At 67.2% G+C, this 14,646-nt stretch carries 27 protein-coding genes; all 27 read left to right on the top strand.

Translation table 11 applies throughout. The features are described 5' to 3' along the window. A partial coding sequence (locus BLT43_RS18165; protein WP_479724261.1) for an EF-Tu C-terminal domain-related protein occupies positions 1–412 on the top strand: 412 nt, incomplete at its 5' end. Between the two features lie 132 nt (positions 413–544). Then, complete coding sequence (gene rpsJ / locus BLT43_RS18160) at positions 545–859, top strand: 30S ribosomal protein S10 (RefSeq protein ID WP_017928013.1); 315 nt, start codon at positions 545–547, stop codon at positions 857–859. Positions 860–870: 11 nt separating this feature from the next. Then, positions 871–1,608 carry a 50S ribosomal protein L3 gene (gene rplC, locus BLT43_RS18155; RefSeq protein WP_242652355.1) on the top strand — a complete coding sequence of 246 codons (738 nt, stop codon included), beginning with the start codon at positions 871–873 and terminating at the stop codon, positions 1,606–1,608. Continuing rightward, the gene (rplD, locus tag BLT43_RS18150) at positions 1,598–2,215 is read left to right on the top strand and encodes a 50S ribosomal protein L4 (protein WP_090115226.1); all 618 of its coding nucleotides are present in this window, start codon (positions 1,598–1,600) and stop codon (positions 2,213–2,215) included. Before rplC ends, rplD begins: the two co-directional genes overlap by 11 nt. After that, positions 2,212–2,508 carry a 50S ribosomal protein L23 gene (locus tag BLT43_RS18145; protein WP_090115224.1) on the top strand — a complete coding sequence of 99 codons (297 nt, stop codon included), beginning with the start codon at positions 2,212–2,214 and terminating at the stop codon, positions 2,506–2,508. The genes rplD and BLT43_RS18145 overlap by 4 nt, the downstream gene beginning before the upstream one ends. A gap of 149 nt (positions 2,509–2,657) precedes the next feature. Then, a complete protein-coding gene (rplB, locus tag BLT43_RS18140) occupies positions 2,658–3,500 on the top strand; it encodes a 50S ribosomal protein L2 (RefSeq protein WP_090115222.1) in 843 nt (280 codons plus the stop codon). A gap of 3 nt (positions 3,501–3,503) precedes the next feature. Then, on the top strand, positions 3,504–3,782 hold the full coding sequence (gene rpsS / locus BLT43_RS18135; RefSeq protein WP_090115220.1) for a 30S ribosomal protein S19: 279 nt from the start codon (positions 3,504–3,506) through the stop codon (positions 3,780–3,782). Positions 3,783–3,785: 3 nt separating this feature from the next. After that, a complete protein-coding gene (gene rplV, locus BLT43_RS18130; protein WP_090115218.1) occupies positions 3,786–4,166 on the top strand; it encodes a 50S ribosomal protein L22 in 381 nt (126 codons plus the stop codon). Next, complete coding sequence (rpsC, locus tag BLT43_RS18125) at positions 4,166–4,873, top strand: 30S ribosomal protein S3 (RefSeq protein ID WP_090115216.1); 708 nt, start codon at positions 4,166–4,168, stop codon at positions 4,871–4,873. Before rplV ends, rpsC begins: the two co-directional genes overlap by 1 nt. Before the next feature lie 12 nt (positions 4,874–4,885). After that, on the top strand, positions 4,886–5,299 hold the full coding sequence (gene rplP / locus BLT43_RS18120) for a 50S ribosomal protein L16 (protein WP_090115215.1): 414 nt from the start codon (positions 4,886–4,888) through the stop codon (positions 5,297–5,299). Positions 5,300–5,525: 226 nt separating this feature from the next. Then, the gene (gene rpmC, locus BLT43_RS18115; RefSeq protein ID WP_090115213.1) at positions 5,526–5,741 is read left to right on the top strand and encodes a 50S ribosomal protein L29; all 216 of its coding nucleotides are present in this window, start codon (positions 5,526–5,528) and stop codon (positions 5,739–5,741) included. 4 nt (positions 5,742–5,745) lie between these two features. Beyond that, positions 5,746–5,976, top strand: coding sequence for a 30S ribosomal protein S17 (rpsQ, locus tag BLT43_RS18110; protein WP_090115211.1), 231 nt, complete (start codon positions 5,746–5,748; stop codon positions 5,974–5,976). A 68-nt stretch (positions 5,977–6,044) separates the two neighbouring features. After that, complete coding sequence (gene rplN, locus BLT43_RS18105; protein ID WP_017928025.1) at positions 6,045–6,413, top strand: 50S ribosomal protein L14; 369 nt, start codon at positions 6,045–6,047, stop codon at positions 6,411–6,413. Further along, the gene (gene rplX / locus BLT43_RS18100; protein WP_090115209.1) at positions 6,413–6,718 is read left to right on the top strand and encodes a 50S ribosomal protein L24; all 306 of its coding nucleotides are present in this window, start codon (positions 6,413–6,415) and stop codon (positions 6,716–6,718) included. Before rplN ends, rplX begins: the two co-directional genes overlap by 1 nt. Next, a complete protein-coding gene (gene rplE / locus BLT43_RS18095; protein ID WP_090115207.1) occupies positions 6,718–7,281 on the top strand; it encodes a 50S ribosomal protein L5 in 564 nt (187 codons plus the stop codon). Before rplX ends, rplE begins: the two co-directional genes overlap by 1 nt. A 21-nt stretch (positions 7,282–7,302) precedes the next feature. Continuing rightward, positions 7,303–7,608, top strand: a complete 306-nt coding sequence (gene rpsN / locus BLT43_RS18090; protein ID WP_090115205.1) for a 30S ribosomal protein S14 — start codon at positions 7,303–7,305, stop codon at positions 7,606–7,608. A 13-nt stretch (positions 7,609–7,621) separates the two neighbouring features. After that, positions 7,622–8,014, top strand: a complete 393-nt coding sequence (rpsH, locus tag BLT43_RS18085; protein WP_090115203.1) for a 30S ribosomal protein S8 — start codon at positions 7,622–7,624, stop codon at positions 8,012–8,014. 14 nt (positions 8,015–8,028) lie between these two features. After that, the gene (rplF, locus tag BLT43_RS18080; RefSeq protein ID WP_090115201.1) at positions 8,029–8,562 is read left to right on the top strand and encodes a 50S ribosomal protein L6; all 534 of its coding nucleotides are present in this window, start codon (positions 8,029–8,031) and stop codon (positions 8,560–8,562) included. Positions 8,563–8,573: 11 nt separating this feature from the next. After that, positions 8,574–8,933, top strand: a complete 360-nt coding sequence (gene rplR / locus BLT43_RS18075) for a 50S ribosomal protein L18 (protein WP_090115199.1) — start codon at positions 8,574–8,576, stop codon at positions 8,931–8,933. 11 nt (positions 8,934–8,944) lie between these two features. Beyond that, the gene (gene rpsE, locus BLT43_RS18070; RefSeq protein WP_090115197.1) at positions 8,945–9,502 is read left to right on the top strand and encodes a 30S ribosomal protein S5; all 558 of its coding nucleotides are present in this window, start codon (positions 8,945–8,947) and stop codon (positions 9,500–9,502) included. Between the two features lie 11 nt (positions 9,503–9,513). Then, positions 9,514–9,699: a 50S ribosomal protein L30 gene (gene rpmD, locus BLT43_RS18065; protein ID WP_090115195.1), complete on the top strand. Its 186-nt coding sequence runs from the start codon at positions 9,514–9,516 to the stop codon at positions 9,697–9,699. 175 nt (positions 9,700–9,874) lie between these two features. Next, positions 9,875–10,513, top strand: a complete 639-nt coding sequence (locus BLT43_RS18060) for a DUF1326 domain-containing protein (RefSeq protein ID WP_090115193.1) — start codon at positions 9,875–9,877, stop codon at positions 10,511–10,513. After that, positions 10,506–11,324 carry a DUF2182 domain-containing protein gene (locus tag BLT43_RS18055; RefSeq protein ID WP_090115191.1) on the top strand — a complete coding sequence of 273 codons (819 nt, stop codon included), beginning with the start codon at positions 10,506–10,508 and terminating at the stop codon, positions 11,322–11,324. Before BLT43_RS18060 ends, BLT43_RS18055 begins: the two co-directional genes overlap by 8 nt. A 119-nt stretch (positions 11,325–11,443) precedes the next feature. Beyond that, on the top strand, positions 11,444–11,920 hold the full coding sequence (gene rplO / locus BLT43_RS18050) for a 50S ribosomal protein L15 (RefSeq protein ID WP_090115190.1): 477 nt from the start codon (positions 11,444–11,446) through the stop codon (positions 11,918–11,920). Between the two features lie 105 nt (positions 11,921–12,025). Beyond that, positions 12,026–13,399, top strand: a complete 1,374-nt coding sequence (secY, locus tag BLT43_RS18045) for a preprotein translocase subunit SecY (RefSeq protein ID WP_090115188.1) — start codon at positions 12,026–12,028, stop codon at positions 13,397–13,399. Beyond that, positions 13,396–14,061: an adenylate kinase gene (locus BLT43_RS18040; protein WP_090115186.1), complete on the top strand. Its 666-nt coding sequence runs from the start codon at positions 13,396–13,398 to the stop codon at positions 14,059–14,061. Before secY ends, BLT43_RS18040 begins: the two co-directional genes overlap by 4 nt. Before the next feature lie 207 nt (positions 14,062–14,268). Then, positions 14,269–14,637 (top strand): 30S ribosomal protein S13, encoded by a 369-nt coding sequence (gene rpsM, locus BLT43_RS18035; RefSeq protein WP_090115184.1) that lies wholly within the window; start codon positions 14,269–14,271, stop codon positions 14,635–14,637. Positions 14,638–14,646 lie beyond the last annotated feature (9 nt).

Genomic DNA, 14,646 nt, shown 5'->3' with positions numbered 1-14,646 from the left:
CGTCGAGATGTTCCGCAAGCTGCTCGACCGCGGCGAGGCGGGCGACAACATCGGCGCGCTGCTGCGCGGCGTCGACCGTGAGGGCGTCGAGCGCGGCCAGGTGCTGTGCAAGCCCGGCTCGGTCAAGCCGCACACCAAGTTCGAGGCCGAGGCCTACATCCTCACCAAGGAGGAGGGCGGCCGCCACACCCCGTTCTTCGCCAACTACCGGCCGCAGTTCTACTTCCGCACCACCGATGTCACCGGCACCGTCGTGCTGCCGGAAGGCACCGAGATGGTGATGCCGGGCGACAACCTGAAGTTCAACGTCGAGCTGATCGCCCCGATCGCCATGGAAGACGGCCTGCGCTTCGCCATCCGTGAAGGCGGCCGCACCGTCGGCGCCGGCGTCGTCGCCAAGATCATCGAGTAACGACGACCCCTTTCAGGTCGTCGCCGCGGGGCGGGTTCGCGCCCGCCCCGCACCACTTTTACGACGGGTCCGACGTGGGCCGGGCATGAGGCCCGGCCCACCTCTCGACCCGAACCCTTGAAGGGGAAAACCATGGCCGCCCAAAGCCAGAATATCCGCATCCGGCTCAAGGCTTTCGACTATCGCGTGCTGGACGCCAGCACCGCGGAGATCGTGAGCACCGCCAAGCGCACCGGCGCCTCGGTCCGCGGACCGATCCCGCTGCCGAACAAGATCGAGCGCTTCACGGTTCTGCGTGGTCCGCACATCGACAAGAAGTCGCGCGACCAGTTCGAGATCCGCACGCACAAGCGCCTGCTCGACATCGTCGACCCGACCCCGCAGACCGTGGACGCGCTGATGAAGCTCGACCTCGCTGCCGGCGTCGACGTCGAAATCAAGGTGTGAGGGAGGTGACTATGTTGCGTTCCGGAGTCATCGCCAAGAAGGTGGGCATGACCCGCCTGTTCCTCGAGGACGGCAAGCAGGTCCCGGTGACCGTGCTGCAACTCGACAACCTGCAGGTCGTGGCGCAGCGCACGGTCGAGCGTGACGGCTACACCGCCGTCCAGCTCGGCGCCGGCGCCGCCAAGGCCAAGCGCGTGAGCGCGCCGATGCGCGGCCATTTCGCCGCCGCCAAGGTCGAGCCCAAGCGCAAGGTCGCCGAGTTCCGCGTCGCCCCCGAGAACCTGATCGAGGTCGGCGAGGAGATCGTCGCCAACCACTACTTCGAAGGTCAGTTCGTCGACGTGTCGGGCACCTCGATCGGTAAGGGCTTCGCCGGTGCCATGAAGCGGCACAACTTCGGCGGCCTGCGCGCCTCGCACGGCGTGTCGATCAGCCACCGCTCGCACGGCTCGACCGGCCAGTGCCAGGACCCCGGCAAGGTGTTCAAGGGCAAGAAGATGGCCGGCCACATGGGCGCGGTCCGCGTCACCACGCAGAACCTGCAGGTGATCAAGACCGATCCCGAGCGCGGCCTGATCATGGTCAAGGGCGCCGTGCCCGGCAACAAGGGCGGCTGGGTCACGGTCAAGGACGCCGTGAAGAAGCCGCTGGCTGAGAACGTGGTCTTCCCGGCCGCGCTGCGCAGCCAGATGACGGCCGGCGAGGCCGCGGCGGAATCCGCTGAAGGAGGCGAGAACAATGAAGGCTGACGCGATCAAGCTGGACGGCGCCAGCGCCGGTTCGGTCGAGCTCGACGAGGCGATCTTCGGTCTCGAGCCGCGCGCCGACATCCTGCACCGCGTTGTGCGGTGGCAGCGGGCGCGTGCCCAGCAGGGCACGCATTCGACGCTCGGCCGCTCGGAGGTCAGCTACTCGACCAAGAAGATCTACCGCCAGAAGGGCACCGGTGGCGCGCGCCACGGTTCCAAGAAGGCGCCGATCTTCCGTCACGGTGGCGTCTACAAGGGCCCGACCCCGCGTAGCCACGAGCACGACCTGCCCAAGAAGTTCCGCAAGCTCGGCCTCAAGCACGCGCTGTCGGCCAAGCTGAAGGCGGGCGAGCTGGTCGTGATCGACACGGCCGAGTCCGAGGGCAAGACCTCGGCCCTGGCCAAGCAGGTCGCGAACCTGGGCTGGAAGCGGGCGCTCGTGATCGACGGCGCCGCGGTCAACGAGGGCTTCGCCCAGGCCGCGCGCAACATCGCCAACCTGGACGTGCTGCCCTCGATGGGCGCCAACGTCTACGACATCCTGCGCAGTGACACGCTGGTGCTCACGAAGGCGGGGGTCGAAGCTCTGGAGGCTCGCCTGAAATGAGCGCGAAACCCGAACATTACGACGTGATCCGCAAGCCGGTCATCACCGAGAAGGCGACCCTGGCCTCCGAGGCCAACGCGGTGGTCTTCGAGGTGTCGATCGACGCCGCCAAGCCGCAGATCAAGGAGGCCGTCGAGGCCCTCTTCAACGTCAAGGTCAAGTCGGTGAACACCGTCGTGACCAAGGGCAAGACCAAGCGGTTCCGCGGCAATCTCGGCACCCGCAAGGACGTCAAGAAGGCCTATGTGACCCTCGAAGAGGGCAACAGCATTGACGTCTCCACGGGTCTTTAATAGCAGGACCCATCGGCGCGGCCCCGGATTCGTCCGGGGCCGCTCCTTTTGACCGCAGGGGACCTTCGGGGCCCTTTTTCACCGGGGACCTTCGGGGCCCTTCAACGACCGGGCCCGATGGGCCCGCAAAGCAACGGAAGACACAAAGCATGGCACTCAAGTCGTACAAGCCGACGACGCCTGGCCAGCGCGGGCTGGTGCTGATCGACCGTTCGGAGCTTTGGAAAGGACGCCCCGTCAAGGCCCTCACCGAGGGTCTGACCAAGTCGGGCGGCCGGAACAACACCGGACGTATCACCGCACGCCGCCGTGGTGGCGGCGCCAAGCGCCTCTACCGGATCGTCGATTTCAAGCGCACCAAGCTGGACATGCCGGCTGTGATCGCGCGGATCGAATACGACCCGAACCGCACCGCCTTCATCGCCCTGATCCAGTACGAGGACGGCGAGCAGGCCTACATCCTGGCGCCGCAGCGCGTCTCGATCGGCGACAAGGTCGTGGCCGGCGCGAAGGTCGACATCAAGCCCGGCAACGCGATGCCCTTCTCGGGCATGCCGATCGGCACGATCGTGCACAACATCGAGATGAAGCCCGGCAAGGGCGGCCAGATCGCGCGCGCCGCGGGCACCTACGCCCAGTTCGTCGGCCGTGACGGCGGCTACGCCCAGATCCGTCTCTCCTCCGGCGAGCTGCGTCTCGTCCGCCAGGAGTGCATGGCGACGGTCGGCGCGGTCTCGAACGCCGACAACTCGAACCAGAACATCGGCAAGGCCGGTCGCACCCGCCACTTCGGCAAGCGTCCCGCCGTGCGCGGCGTCGCGATGAACCCGATCGACCACCCGCATGGCGGTGGTGAAGGTCGGACCTCGGGCGGCCGCCACCCCGTGACCCCCTGGGGCAAGCCGACCAAGGGTGCCCGCACCCGTGACAAGAACAAGGCGTCGTCGAAGCTCATCCTTCGCTCGCGCCACGCTCGCAAGAAAGGCCGTTAACACATGGCTCGTTCTGTTTGGAAAGGCCCTTTCGTCGACGCCTACGTGCTTAAGAAAGCCGAAGCGTCGCGCGAGTCCGGCCGCAACGAAGTGATCAAGATCTGGTCGCGCCGTTCGACGATCCTGCCCCAGTTCGTGGGCCTGACCTTCGGCGTGTACAACGGTCACAAGCACGTCCCCGTCAACGTCAGCGAAGACATGATCGGTCAGAAGTTCGGTGAATACGCGCCGACCCGGACCTATTACGGTCACGCCGCCGACAAGAAAGCGAAGCGGAAGTAAGCCATGAGCAAGGACAAAAATCCCCGCCGCGTCGCCGACAACGAGGCGATGGCGAAGACCCGGATGCTCCGCACCAGCCCGCAGAAGCTCAACCTCGTCGCGGCGATGATCCGCGGCAAGAAGGTGGAGAAGGCCCTTTCGGACCTGACCTTCTCGAAGAAGCGGATCGCCGGCGACGTCAAGAAGTGCCTGCAGTCCGCGATCGCGAACGCCGAGAACAACCACAATCTCGACGTCGACGAGCTGGTGGTCGCCGAGGCCTTCGTCGGCAAGAACCTGGTCATGAAGCGCGGCCGTCCGCGGGCCCGTGGCCGGTTCGGCAAGATCGTCAAGCCGTTCTCGGAACTCACCATCAAGGTCCGTCAGGTCGAGGAGCAAGCCTAATGGGTAACAAGGTCAACCCCGTCGGCATGCGGCTCCAGGTCAACCGGACCTGGGACAGCCGCTGGTACGCCGACACCAAGGACTACGGCGACCTCCTTCTTGAAGACATCGCGATCAAGAAGTTCATCAAGAAGGAAGCCAAGCAGGCCGGCGTCAGCCGCGTGATCATCGAGCGCCCGCACCGCAAGTGCCGGGTGACGATCCACGCCGCCCGTCCCGGTGTCATCATCGGCAAGAAGGGCGCGGACATCGAGGTGCTGCGCAACAAGCTGTCGAAGCTGACCTCCTCGGAGCTGCACCTCAACATCGTCGAGGTCCGCAAGCCCGAGCTCGACGCCGCGCTGGTCGGCGAGTCGATCGCCCAGCAGCTCGAGCGTCGCGTGTCGTTCCGCCGCGCCATGAAGCGTGCCGTGCAGAACGCGATGCGCATGGGTGCCTTGGGCATCCGCGTCAACGTCGCGGGCCGCCTCGGCGGTGCCGAGATCGCGCGCACCGAGTGGTACCGCGAGGGCCGCGTGCCGCTGCACACGCTGCGCGCCGACATCGACTATGCGCTCTCCGAAGCCGAGACCCCCTATGGCATCATCGGGATCAAGGTCTGGATCTTCAAAGGCGAGATCATGGAGCATGATCCGCAGGCGCGTGACCGCAAACAGGCCGAGCTGCAGGAGGGCCCCGTGCCCCGCGGCGCCGGCGGCCGCCGGTAAGGAGGGCGAGACATGCTTCAGCCGAAGCGCACAAAGTTCCGCAAGCAGCACAAGGGCCGGATCCACGGCGAAGCCAAGGGCGGCTTCAACCTCGATTTCGGCAGCTACGGCCTGAAGGCCCTGCAGCCGGAGCGGATCACCGCCCGCCAGATCGAAGCCGCGCGCCGCGCCCTGACCCGTCACATGAAGCGTCAGGGCCGGGTCTGGATCCGGATCTTCCCGGACACGCCGGTGACCTCCAAGCCCACCGAAGTCCGGATGGGTAAGGGCAAGGGCTCGGTCGACTTCTGGGCGGCCAAGGTCAAGCCGGGCCGGGTGATGTTCGAGATCGACGGCGTCAGCGAGCCGGTCGCGCGCGAAGCGCTGCGCCTGGCCGCGATGAAGCTGCCGATCAAGACCCGCACCGTGGTCCGCGAGGACTGGTAATCCGGTCCTGGGGCCGCCGGTCCCGACAGCCGAACAAGACCCCCGCCGGGCGACCGGCGGGGGTCGTTTCTTTGCCCCGGACCGCCACAGGGCGGCGGGCGGAGATTCCGTTTGCATCCCCGGGCCATGTCGTCTAGGGACAGCGCTCATTCACCTAGTCCACCGGAATCAGGGTGACCCTTTCTTACTGACGGGGGCCTTCCGGTGATGTCGAAAGGACAGCCACATGGCGCTTCATGCCAAGGAACTGCGCGACAAGACCGCGGACCAGCTCCGCGAGCAGCTCGCAGACCTGAAGAAAGAGGCCTTCAACCTGCGCTTCCAGCAGGCCACCGGCCAGCTCGAGAACACCGCACGCATGCGTCTCGTCCGTCGCGACGTCGCGCGCGTGAACACCATTCTGAACCAGAAGGCGGCCGAAGCCGCCGGCACGGAGGCCTGAGCCCATGCCCAAACGCATCCTGCAAGGCGTCGTGACCTCGAACCAGAACGCCCAGACCGTCACCGTGTCGGTCGAGCGGCGCTTCACCCATCCGGTTCTGAAGAAGACCGTCCGGAAGTCGAAGAAGTACCGGGCGCATGACGAAGCGAACACCTTCAACGTGGGCGACATCGTCCGCATCCAGGAGTGTGCGCCGAAGTCGAAGACCAAGCGCTGGGAAGTGATCGCCGAATAAGGCGGACGCCCCCTCAACGAAACCCTGGGGACAAGGCCCCAGAGCCCCCCAAAGGTCGGGAGTAACCCATGATCCAGATGCAGACCAATCTGGATGTCGCTGACAACTCCGGCGCACGCCGGGTGCAGTGCATCAAGGTCCTCGGCGGTTCGCACCGCCGTTACGCGTCCGTGGGCGACATCATCGTGGTGTCGGTCAAGGAAGCGATCCCGCGCGGCCGCGTGAAGAAGGGCGACGTCCGCAAGGCCGTCGTCGTGCGCACCGCCAAGGAGGTCCGTCGCGAAGACGGCACCTCGATCCGGTTCGACCGCAACGCGGCCGTGATCCTCAACAACAACAACGAGCCGGTCGGCACCCGTATCTTCGGGCCGGTGGTTCGTGAGCTGCGCGCGAAGAACTTCATGAAGATCATCTCGCTCGCGCCGGAGGTGCTGTAATGGCTGCCAAACTCCGCAAGGGCGACAAGGTCGTCGTGCTCGCCGGTAAGGACAAGGGCAAGCAGGGCGAGATCCAGTCGGTTGATCCCAAGGCCGGCAAGGCCGTGGTCGAGGGCGTGAACGTCGCCATCCGCCACGTCAAGCAGAGCCAGACCGAGCAGGGCGGCCGCCAGCCGAAGGCGATGCCGATCGACCTGTCGAACCTGGCCATCGTCGATGCCAACGGCAAGGCGACCCGCGTCGGCTTCCGCGAGGAAGACGGCAAGAAGGTCCGCTTCGCCAAGACCACCGGGGACGCGATCTGATGCTCGATACCGCCAACTACACCCCGCGTCTCAAGGCGAGCTTCGCCGACGAGATCAAGGCCAAGCTCCGCGAGGAGTTCGGCTACAAGAACGACATGCAGATCCCGCGCCTGGACAAGATCGTCCTGAACATCGGCGCCGGGGCCGAGGCCGTTCGCGATTCGAAGAAGGCCAAGTCCGCCCAGGACGACCTGACCGCGATCGCCGGCCAGCGCGCCGTCATCACCAAGGCCAAGAAGTCGATCGCCGGCTTCCGGGTCCGTGAAGACATGCCGCTGGGCGCCAAGGTCACGCTGCGTGGCGACCGGATGTACGAATTCCTCGATCGTCTGATCACCGTGGCCCTGCCGCGCGTCCGCGACTTCCGCGGCGTCTCCGGCAAGAGCTTCGACGGCCGTGGCAACTACGCCATGGGCCTGAAGGAACACATCGTGTTCCCGGAGATCAATTTCGACAAGATCGACGAGGCCTGGGGCCTGGACATCGTCATCTGCACCACCGCGAAGACCGACGCGGAAGCGAAGGCGCTGTTGAAGCATTTCAACATGCCGTTCAACAGCTGATCCGCGGGAGGAAAGAGAGATATGGCCAAGAAATCCATGATCGAACGCGAGAAGAAGCGCGAGCGTCTGGTGGCGAAATACGCCGCCAAGCGCGCCGAGCTGAAGGCCATCGCGAACGATAAAGACAAGCCCGTGGAAGAGCGCTTCAAGGCGAACCTGAAGCTTGCCGAACTGCCGCGCAACAGCTCGCCCACCCGTCTTCACAACCGCTGCCAGCTGACGGGGCGTCCGCACGCCTACTACCGCAAGCTGAAACTCAGCCGGATCATGCTGCGCGAGCTCGGCTCGAACGGGGAAATCCCCGGCATGGTCAAGTCGAGCTGGTAAGGAGGGTCCAGAGATGAACGATCCTATCGGTGATATGCTGACCCGCATCCGCAACGCGCAGATGCGTCACAAGTCCACCGTCCTCACGCCCGCCTCCAAGCTCCGCGCCTGGGTGCTCGACGTGCTGGCCGACGAGGGCTACATCCGCGGCTACGAGAAGGTGACCGGCAAGGACGGCCACCCGGCGATCGAGATCAGCCTGCGCTACTACGAGGGCACCCCGGTGATCCGCGAGCTGCAGCGCGTCTCCAAGCCCGGCCGCCGCGTCTACATGAGCGTCAAGGACCTGCCGTCCCCGCGCCAGGGCCTCGGCGTCTCCATCGTCTCCACCCCCAAGGGTGTGATGTCGGATGCCAACGCCCGTGCCGCCAATGTCGGCGGCGAAGTGCTCTGCACGGTATTCTAAGGAGGGCCCGGATAATGTCTCGTATCGGCAAACGCCCGGTCGCTCTGCCCAGCGGCGTGACCGCCAACGTCTCCGGCCAGACGGTCGAAGTGAAGGGCCCGAAAGGGTCGCGCAGCTTCACCGCGACCGACGACATCACGCTCGCGGTCGAGAACGACGCGGTGACCATCACTCCGCGCGGGCTGTCCAAGCGCGCGCGCCAGCAGTGGGGCATGACCCGCTCGATGGTGCAGAACCTCGTCACTGGCGTGTCCAACGGCTTCCGCAAGGAGCTCGAAATCCAGGGTGTGGGTTACCGCGCCCAGATGCAGGGCAACACGCTGAAGCTCTCGCTCGGCTACAGCCACGACGTGAACTTCGAGGTGCCGCAAGGCGTCACCGTGACCGCCCCCAAGCCCACCGAGGTGGTGATCGAGGGCATCGATCAGCAGCAGGTTGGTCAGGTTGCGGCGAACATTCGCGAGTGGCGTGCCCCCGAGCCCTACAAGGGCAAGGGCATCCGCTATAAGGGCGAGTTCATCTTCCGCAAGGAAGGCAAGAAGAAGTAAGGACGCGAACAATGGCAAACAGCAAACGGGAACTGTTCCTGAAGCGCCGTCAGCGCGTCCGGAGCAAGCTGCGCAAGGTGAACGCGGGCCGTCCCCGGCTCTCCGTGCACCGCAGCAACAAGAACATCAGCGTCCAGCTGATCGACGACGTCAACGGCGTCACCCTCGCCGCGGCCTCGACGCTCGAGAAGGATCTCGGCGTCCTCGGCCAGAACAACGTCGAGGCGGCCGCCAAGATCGGTGCGGCGATCGCCGAGCGCGCGAAGAAGGCCGGTATCACCGAAGCCTACTTCGACCGTGGCGGCTTCCTGTACCACGGCCGTGTCAAGGCGCTCGCGGATGCGGCGCGTGACGCCGGCCTGAAGATCTGAGGAGACGAGAGATGGCAGAACGTGACAACCGTCGCCGCGATCGCGACGAGAACCCGGAATTCGCCGATCGTCTCGTGGCGATCAACCGGGTGTCGAAGACCGTGAAGGGCGGCAAGCGCTTCGGTTTCGCGGCGCTCGTCGTCGTCGGCGACCAGAAGGGCCGCGTGGGCTTCGGCAAGGGCAAGGCCAAGGAGGTCCCCGAGGCCATCCGCAAGGCCACCGAGCAGGCGCGCCGGAACCTGATCCGGGTGCCGCTGCGCGAGGGCCGGACCCTGCATCACGACATCGAGGGCCGCCATGGTGCGGGCCGCGTCGTGCTGCGCACCGCCCCGGCGGGTACCGGCATCATTGCCGGTGGCCCGATGCGTGCGGTGTTCGAGATGCTCGGCCTGCACGACGTGGTCTCGAAGTCGCTCGGCTCGCAGAACCCGTACAACATGATCCGCGCCACGCTCGACGCGCTGAAGCAGGAGCAGTCGCCCCGCTCGGTCGCCCAGCGTCGCGGCAAGAAGGTCGCCGACATCCTGCGCAAGCCCGAAGAGGCTGCGCCGGAAGCGGCCGAAGCCTGAGGAGACCGGACATGGCAACCATCGTCGTCAAGCAGATCGGCTCGCCGATCCGCCGCCCGGCCGTCCAGCGGGCCACGCTGAAGGGTCTCGGGCTGAACAAGATGAACCGCACCCGCGAACTCGAGGACACCCCCTCGGTGCGCGGCATGGTCAACTCGATCCCGCACCTGGTGCAGATCATCGAGGAAAAGGCCTGAGCCACGGCTCAGCGCAGGGAAGGGGCGTCGCGGGCAACCGCGGCGCCCCTTTCGCTTGTGCTCCCGCGACTCGCGCGGCGCTGCTATGATGCGGGCCGGAGGCCGGCGCGACCCGCCCGGCCCCCGCCGCGCCGCCCGGCGCATGGGGCATGGCGGCCGCTAGGGGAGCGCTGCCATGATCGATTGGTATGTCGAAGGCGAGTCCTTCTCGAACTGCAACTGCGCCTATGGCTGTCCCTGCCAGTTCGAGGACCTGCCGACCCACGGCCATTGCCGGGGCTTCGAGGCGCTGCGGATCGACCGCGGCCATTTCGGCGACACGCGGCTCGACGGGCTGAAGGTGGCGCTGCTCTATGCCTGGCCCGGCCCGGTCTTCGAGGGCGGCGGCGAGCTGCAGGCGGTGATCGACGCCCGCGCCGAGCCCGACCAGCGCGCCGCGCTCGAGCAGGTGCTGCAGGGCGGCGAGACCGAGGAGGCCGCGACGCATTGGTGGGTGTACCGGACCATGTCCGACACGCTGCATCCGACGCTCTACCTCCCCATCGAGATCGATCTCGACATCGCCGCCCGCCGGGCGCATGTCACCATCCCCGGCGTGATCGACGGCACCGGCCGCCCGATCAAGCCGCCGCATTCCGACGGCGAGCACCGGGTGCGGATCCAGATCCCCGGCGGCATCGAGTTTGAGACCGCCGAGATCGGCAGCGCCAGCACGCGCAGCGGCCCCGACAGCGCCATCGCCCTCGATCTCTCCGACAGCTACGGCCAGTTCAACCAGCTGCGCCATTCCGGCCGCGGCGTCGTGCATGGCTGAGACCGCCCCGGACCCGGTCGCCGAGCTGCTGCGGCATGAACGCGCGCTTTGCCTCGCGCTTCTCGCCGCGCTGACCGGCCTTGCCTGGGCCTACACGCTGGCGGGGCCGGGCATGCCGGCGTCCGCGCCGGCCATGACGCCCGGCCTCGGCGACGGCATGGCGCGGATGACCATGGCAGGCCACGGCTGGAGCGCGGGGCACGCGGCCATGATGCTCGCCATGTGGTGGGTGATGATGGCGGCGATGATGCTGCCCTCGGCCGCGCCGGTGGTGCTGCTCGCCGCCGCGCTGAACCGGCGCGCGACGGGGGCCGCGCCCTTCGCCGGCGCCGCGGTCTTCGTGGCGGGCTACCTGCTGGCCTGGCTCGGCTTCAGCCTCGCGGCCACGGCGGCGCAATGGGGCCTTGCCGCAAGCGGTCTTCTGGGGCCCGGCATGGCGAGCGCCAGCACGGTTCTGACCGGCGCGATGCTGCTCGGGGCCGGCCTGTGGCAGTTCACCCCGGCCAAGCGGGCCTGCCTGCGCCATTGCCGGTCGCCGGTGGACTGGCTGCTGCGGCACAGGGCGCGCGGCGTCCGGGGCGCATTGCTGACCGGGCTCGGCCATGGCGGCTACTGCCTCGGCTGCTGCTGGGCGCTGATGGTGCTGCTGTTCGCGGGCGGGGTGATGAACCTGTGGTGGATCGCCGGCCTGGCGCTGGTGGTTCTGGCCGAGAAGCTGGCGCCGCGCGGGCCCGGTTTCGGCCGCTGGCTCGGGGCCGGGCTGGTCGCGGCGGGGCTGGCGGTGCTCCTGGCCGCGGCCCGGGGCTATTGAATCCTCGGCCCGGGGATCGTATACGCCGCCGGTGGCCCGAACGGGCCCGAATCCGTCACATGAAGCCGCGTTTGTCCCATCCGTCGCTGGGGGGCACATCCGGCACAAGGAGAAGCGACATGAAACTGCACGAACTGCGCGACAACGATGGCGCCGCCAAGAAAGCCAAGCGCGTCGGCCGCGGCCCGGGTTCCGGCCTCGGCAAGATGGGCGGCCGCGGCATCAAGGGTCAGAAATCCCGCTCGGGCGTGGCCATCAAGGGCTACGAGGGCGGCCAGATGCCGCTCTACCAGCGCCTGCCGAAGCGTGGCTTCAACGTCCCGAACCGCAAGCGCTATGCCATCGTCAACCTGGGCCTGATCCAGAAGTTCATCGACGCCGGCAAGATCGACGCCGCCCAGCAGATCACCGAGGACGCGCTCGTGGCCTCCGGCCTGGTGCGCCGCAAGCGCGACGGCATCCGCGTGCTGTCGAAGGGCGAGTTCAGCGCCAAGGCCGACATCGCCGTGACCGGCGCCTCGAAGGGCGCGGTCGAGGCCGTGGAGAAGGCCGGCGGCAAGCTGACCGTCACCGCGCCGGCGGCCGCTGCCGAATAATCGGTCGCCGGGGGCCTTGCGCTCCCGGCCTCCGTCACCGAATGTTCCCCGCGCCGCCGACCGGAAACCCCGGTCCGGCGGCGCTGACATGACAAGAGAGCCCCGATGGCATCAGCAGCAGAACAGATGGCGGCCAACATGAGCTGGGGGGCCTTCGGCAAGGCCACCGAGCTGCGGCAGCGCATCCTCTTCACGATCGGCCTCCTGATCGTCTACCGGCTCGGCACCTTCATCCCGGTTCCCGGGATCGACGGCGCCGCGCTGCGCGAGTTCATGGAAGGCGCGGCCGCAGGCATCGGCGGCATCCTGTCGATGTTCACCGGCGGCGCGCTCAGCCGGATGGGCATCTTCGCCCTCGGCATCATGCCCTACATCTCCGCCTCGATCATCGTGCAGCTGATGGCCTCGATGTACGAGCCGCTCAAGCAGCTGAAGAAGGAAGGCGAGCAGGGCCGCAAGAAGATCAACCAGTACACCCGCTACTTCACCGTGGTGCTGGCGACCTTCCAGGCCTACGGCCTCGCCGTGTCGCTGGAGGCGGGCGATCTCGTGACCGATCCGGGGCTGTTCTTCCGCGCCTCGACCATGATCACGCTGGTGGGCGGCACCATGTTCCTGATGTGGCTGGGCGAGCAGATCACCGCCCGCGGCATCGGCAACGGCATCTCGCTGATCATCTTCGTCGGCATCATCGCCGAGATTCCGGCCGCGCTGGCGCAGTTCCTGAGCCAGGGCCGTTCGGGCGCGATCTCGCCGGCGGTGATCCTGCTGGTGATCGCCATGGTGATCGGCGTGCTGACCTTCGTGGTGTTCATGGAGCGCAGCCTGCGCAAGATCCACATCCAGTACCCGCGCCGTCAGGTCGGCATGAAGGTCTATGACGGCGGCTCCTCGCACCTGCCGATCAAGGTGAACCCGGCGGGCGTGATCCCGGCGATCTTCGCCTCGGCGCTGCTCTTGCTGCCGACCACGCTCTCGACCTTCTCGGGCGGCTCGACCGGACCGGTGATGTCGACGATCCTGGCCTATTTCGGCCCCGGCCAGCCGCTCTACCTGATCTTCTTCGCCGGCATGATCATCTTCTTCACCTACTTCTACACCCGCGAAGTGGCGTTCAAGACCGATGACGTGGCCGACAACCTGAAGAACCAGAACGGCTTCGTGCCCGGCATCCGCCCCGGCAAGCGCACCTCCGAGTATCTGGAATACGTGCTCAACCGCATCCTGGTGCTCGGCTCGGCCTATCTGGCGCTGGTGGCGCTTCTGCCCGAGATCCTGCGCAGCCAGCTGGCGATCCCGTTCTATTTCGGCGGCACCTCGATCCTGATCATCGTGTCGGTCGGCATGGACACCATCCAGCAGGTGCAGAGCCATCTGCTCGCCCACCAGTACGAGGGGCTGATCGAGAAGTCGCAGCTGCGCGGCCGGCGCGGCGGCAAGGCAGGAAAGAACAAGGCGAGGGGGCCTGCGCGTCGATGACCAACATCATTCTTCTGGGACCGCCGGGCGCCGGCAAGGGCACGCAGGCCAAGCGGCTGGTCGAGGAGCGCGGCATGGTCCAGCTCTCCACCGGCGACATGCTGCGCGAGGCGCGCTCCTCGGGCACCGAGATGGGCCAGCGGGTCGCGGCGGTGATGGATCGCGGCGAGCTGGTCACCGACGAGATCGTCATCGGCCTGATCCGCGAGAAGCTGACCTCGGGCCAGGCCTCGGGCGGCTACATCTTCGACGGCTTCCCGCGCACGCTGGCGCAGGCCGACGCGCTGGCCGAGCTGCTCTCGGAGCTGGGCCAGAGCCTCGACCACGCGATCGAGATGCGGGTCGACGACGAGGTGCTGGTGGCGCGGATCACCGGCCGGGCGACCTGCGCCAGCTGCGGCGAGGTCTACCACGACACCACCCGGCCGATCCCGGCCGACGGCAAGTGCGGCACCTGCGGCAACACCGAGTTCACCCGCCGCGCCGACGACAACGAGGACGCGCTGCGCACGCGGCTTCTGGCCTATTACAAGCAGACCTCGCCGCTGATCGGCTACTACCACGCCAAGGGTGAGCTGCGCTCGGTCAACGGCCTCGCGCCGATCGAGGACGTGGCCGCGGAGCTGGCCGAGGTGCTGGGCCGCGAGACCGAGCGGGCCTGAGGCCCCGGGCGGCGGGGCGGGGGGCTTGACCCTTCGCCCGCCAGCCCATAGACAGCCCCATCCCGAACGGGAATCATTTCGCATCGGTGAACGGGTCGCCCCCGTGACCGACGCGAACCACCTTGACAGATGCGGCCCGGACCTTCCGGGCCTCAGTTGTGAAAAAAGGCTCCGGCATTACGGAGCCGCAACGAAAGGACGCTTAACGTGGCACGTATTGCCGGCGTGAACATCCCGACTGCGAAGCGGGTTCCGATCGCCCTGACCTACATCACCGGCATCGGTGACACCACCGCCCGCCAGATCTGCGAAGCCGTCGGCATCGACGTGACCCGCCGGGTCAACGATCTGTCCGACGCCGAAGTGCTGGCGATCCGCGAGCACATCGACGCCAACCTGACCGTCGAGGGCGACCTGCGCCGCGAGACCCAGATGAACATCAAGCGCCTGATGGATCTGGGCTGCTACCGTGGCCTGCGCCACCGCCGCAACCTGCCGGTCCGCGGCCAGCGCACCCACACCAACGCACGCACGCGCAAGGGCCCCGCGAAGGCCATTGCCGGCAAGAAGAAATAAGGAGGCGCT

Origin of the sequence: Limimaricola pyoseonensis (assembly GCF_900102015.1) — a bacterium.
Lineage (GTDB): Bacteria > Pseudomonadota > Alphaproteobacteria > Rhodobacterales > Rhodobacteraceae > Limimaricola > Limimaricola pyoseonensis.
The sequence above is the reverse complement of the archived record's forward strand: the minus strand, read 5'-3'. Positions and strand labels throughout refer to the sequence as shown.

Bases quoted from the DNA above. Each gene is read 5' to 3' on its own strand.
- rpsQ (WP_090115211.1), top strand. From the start codon at position 5,746: ATGCCCAAACGCATCCTGCAAGGCGTCGTGACCTCGAACCAGAACGCC.
- rpsH (WP_090115203.1), top strand. From the start codon at position 7,622: ATGAACGATCCTATCGGTGATATGCTGACCCGCATCCGCAACGCGCAG.
- rplR (WP_090115199.1), top strand. From the start codon at position 8,574: ATGGCAAACAGCAAACGGGAACTGTTCCTGAAGCGCCGTCAGCGCGTC.
- rplV (WP_090115218.1), top strand. From the start codon at position 3,786: ATGAGCAAGGACAAAAATCCCCGCCGCGTCGCCGACAACGAGGCGATG.
- BLT43_RS18060 (WP_090115193.1), top strand. From the start codon at position 9,875: ATGATCGATTGGTATGTCGAAGGCGAGTCCTTCTCGAACTGCAACTGC.
- rpsJ (WP_017928013.1), top strand. From the start codon at position 545: ATGGCCGCCCAAAGCCAGAATATCCGCATCCGGCTCAAGGCTTTCGAC.
- BLT43_RS18055 (WP_090115191.1), top strand. From the start codon at position 10,506: ATGGCTGAGACCGCCCCGGACCCGGTCGCCGAGCTGCTGCGGCATGAA.
- rplD (WP_090115226.1), top strand. From the start codon at position 1,598: ATGAAGGCTGACGCGATCAAGCTGGACGGCGCCAGCGCCGGTTCGGTC.
- rpmD (WP_090115195.1), top strand. From the start codon at position 9,514: ATGGCAACCATCGTCGTCAAGCAGATCGGCTCGCCGATCCGCCGCCCG.
- rpsN (WP_090115205.1), top strand. From the start codon at position 7,303: ATGGCCAAGAAATCCATGATCGAACGCGAGAAGAAGCGCGAGCGTCTG.
- rpmC (WP_090115213.1), top strand. From the start codon at position 5,526: ATGGCGCTTCATGCCAAGGAACTGCGCGACAAGACCGCGGACCAGCTC.
- rplN (WP_017928025.1), top strand. From the start codon at position 6,045: ATGATCCAGATGCAGACCAATCTGGATGTCGCTGACAACTCCGGCGCA.
- BLT43_RS18040 (WP_090115186.1), top strand. From the start codon at position 13,396: ATGACCAACATCATTCTTCTGGGACCGCCGGGCGCCGGCAAGGGCACG.
- rplP (WP_090115215.1), top strand. From the start codon at position 4,886: ATGCTTCAGCCGAAGCGCACAAAGTTCCGCAAGCAGCACAAGGGCCGG.
- rplE (WP_090115207.1), top strand. From the start codon at position 6,718: ATGCTCGATACCGCCAACTACACCCCGCGTCTCAAGGCGAGCTTCGCC.
- rplF (WP_090115201.1), top strand. From the start codon at position 8,029: ATGTCTCGTATCGGCAAACGCCCGGTCGCTCTGCCCAGCGGCGTGACC.
- rpsE (WP_090115197.1), top strand. From the start codon at position 8,945: ATGGCAGAACGTGACAACCGTCGCCGCGATCGCGACGAGAACCCGGAA.
- BLT43_RS18145 (WP_090115224.1), top strand. From the start codon at position 2,212: ATGAGCGCGAAACCCGAACATTACGACGTGATCCGCAAGCCGGTCATC.
- secY (WP_090115188.1), top strand. From the start codon at position 12,026: ATGGCATCAGCAGCAGAACAGATGGCGGCCAACATGAGCTGGGGGGCC.
- rplX (WP_090115209.1), top strand. From the start codon at position 6,413: ATGGCTGCCAAACTCCGCAAGGGCGACAAGGTCGTCGTGCTCGCCGGT.
- rplC (WP_242652355.1), top strand. From the start codon at position 871: ATGTTGCGTTCCGGAGTCATCGCCAAGAAGGTGGGCATGACCCGCCTG.
- rplO (WP_090115190.1), top strand. From the start codon at position 11,444: ATGAAACTGCACGAACTGCGCGACAACGATGGCGCCGCCAAGAAAGCC.
- rplB (WP_090115222.1), top strand. From the start codon at position 2,658: ATGGCACTCAAGTCGTACAAGCCGACGACGCCTGGCCAGCGCGGGCTG.
- rpsC (WP_090115216.1), top strand. From the start codon at position 4,166: ATGGGTAACAAGGTCAACCCCGTCGGCATGCGGCTCCAGGTCAACCGG.
- rpsS (WP_090115220.1), top strand. From the start codon at position 3,504: ATGGCTCGTTCTGTTTGGAAAGGCCCTTTCGTCGACGCCTACGTGCTT.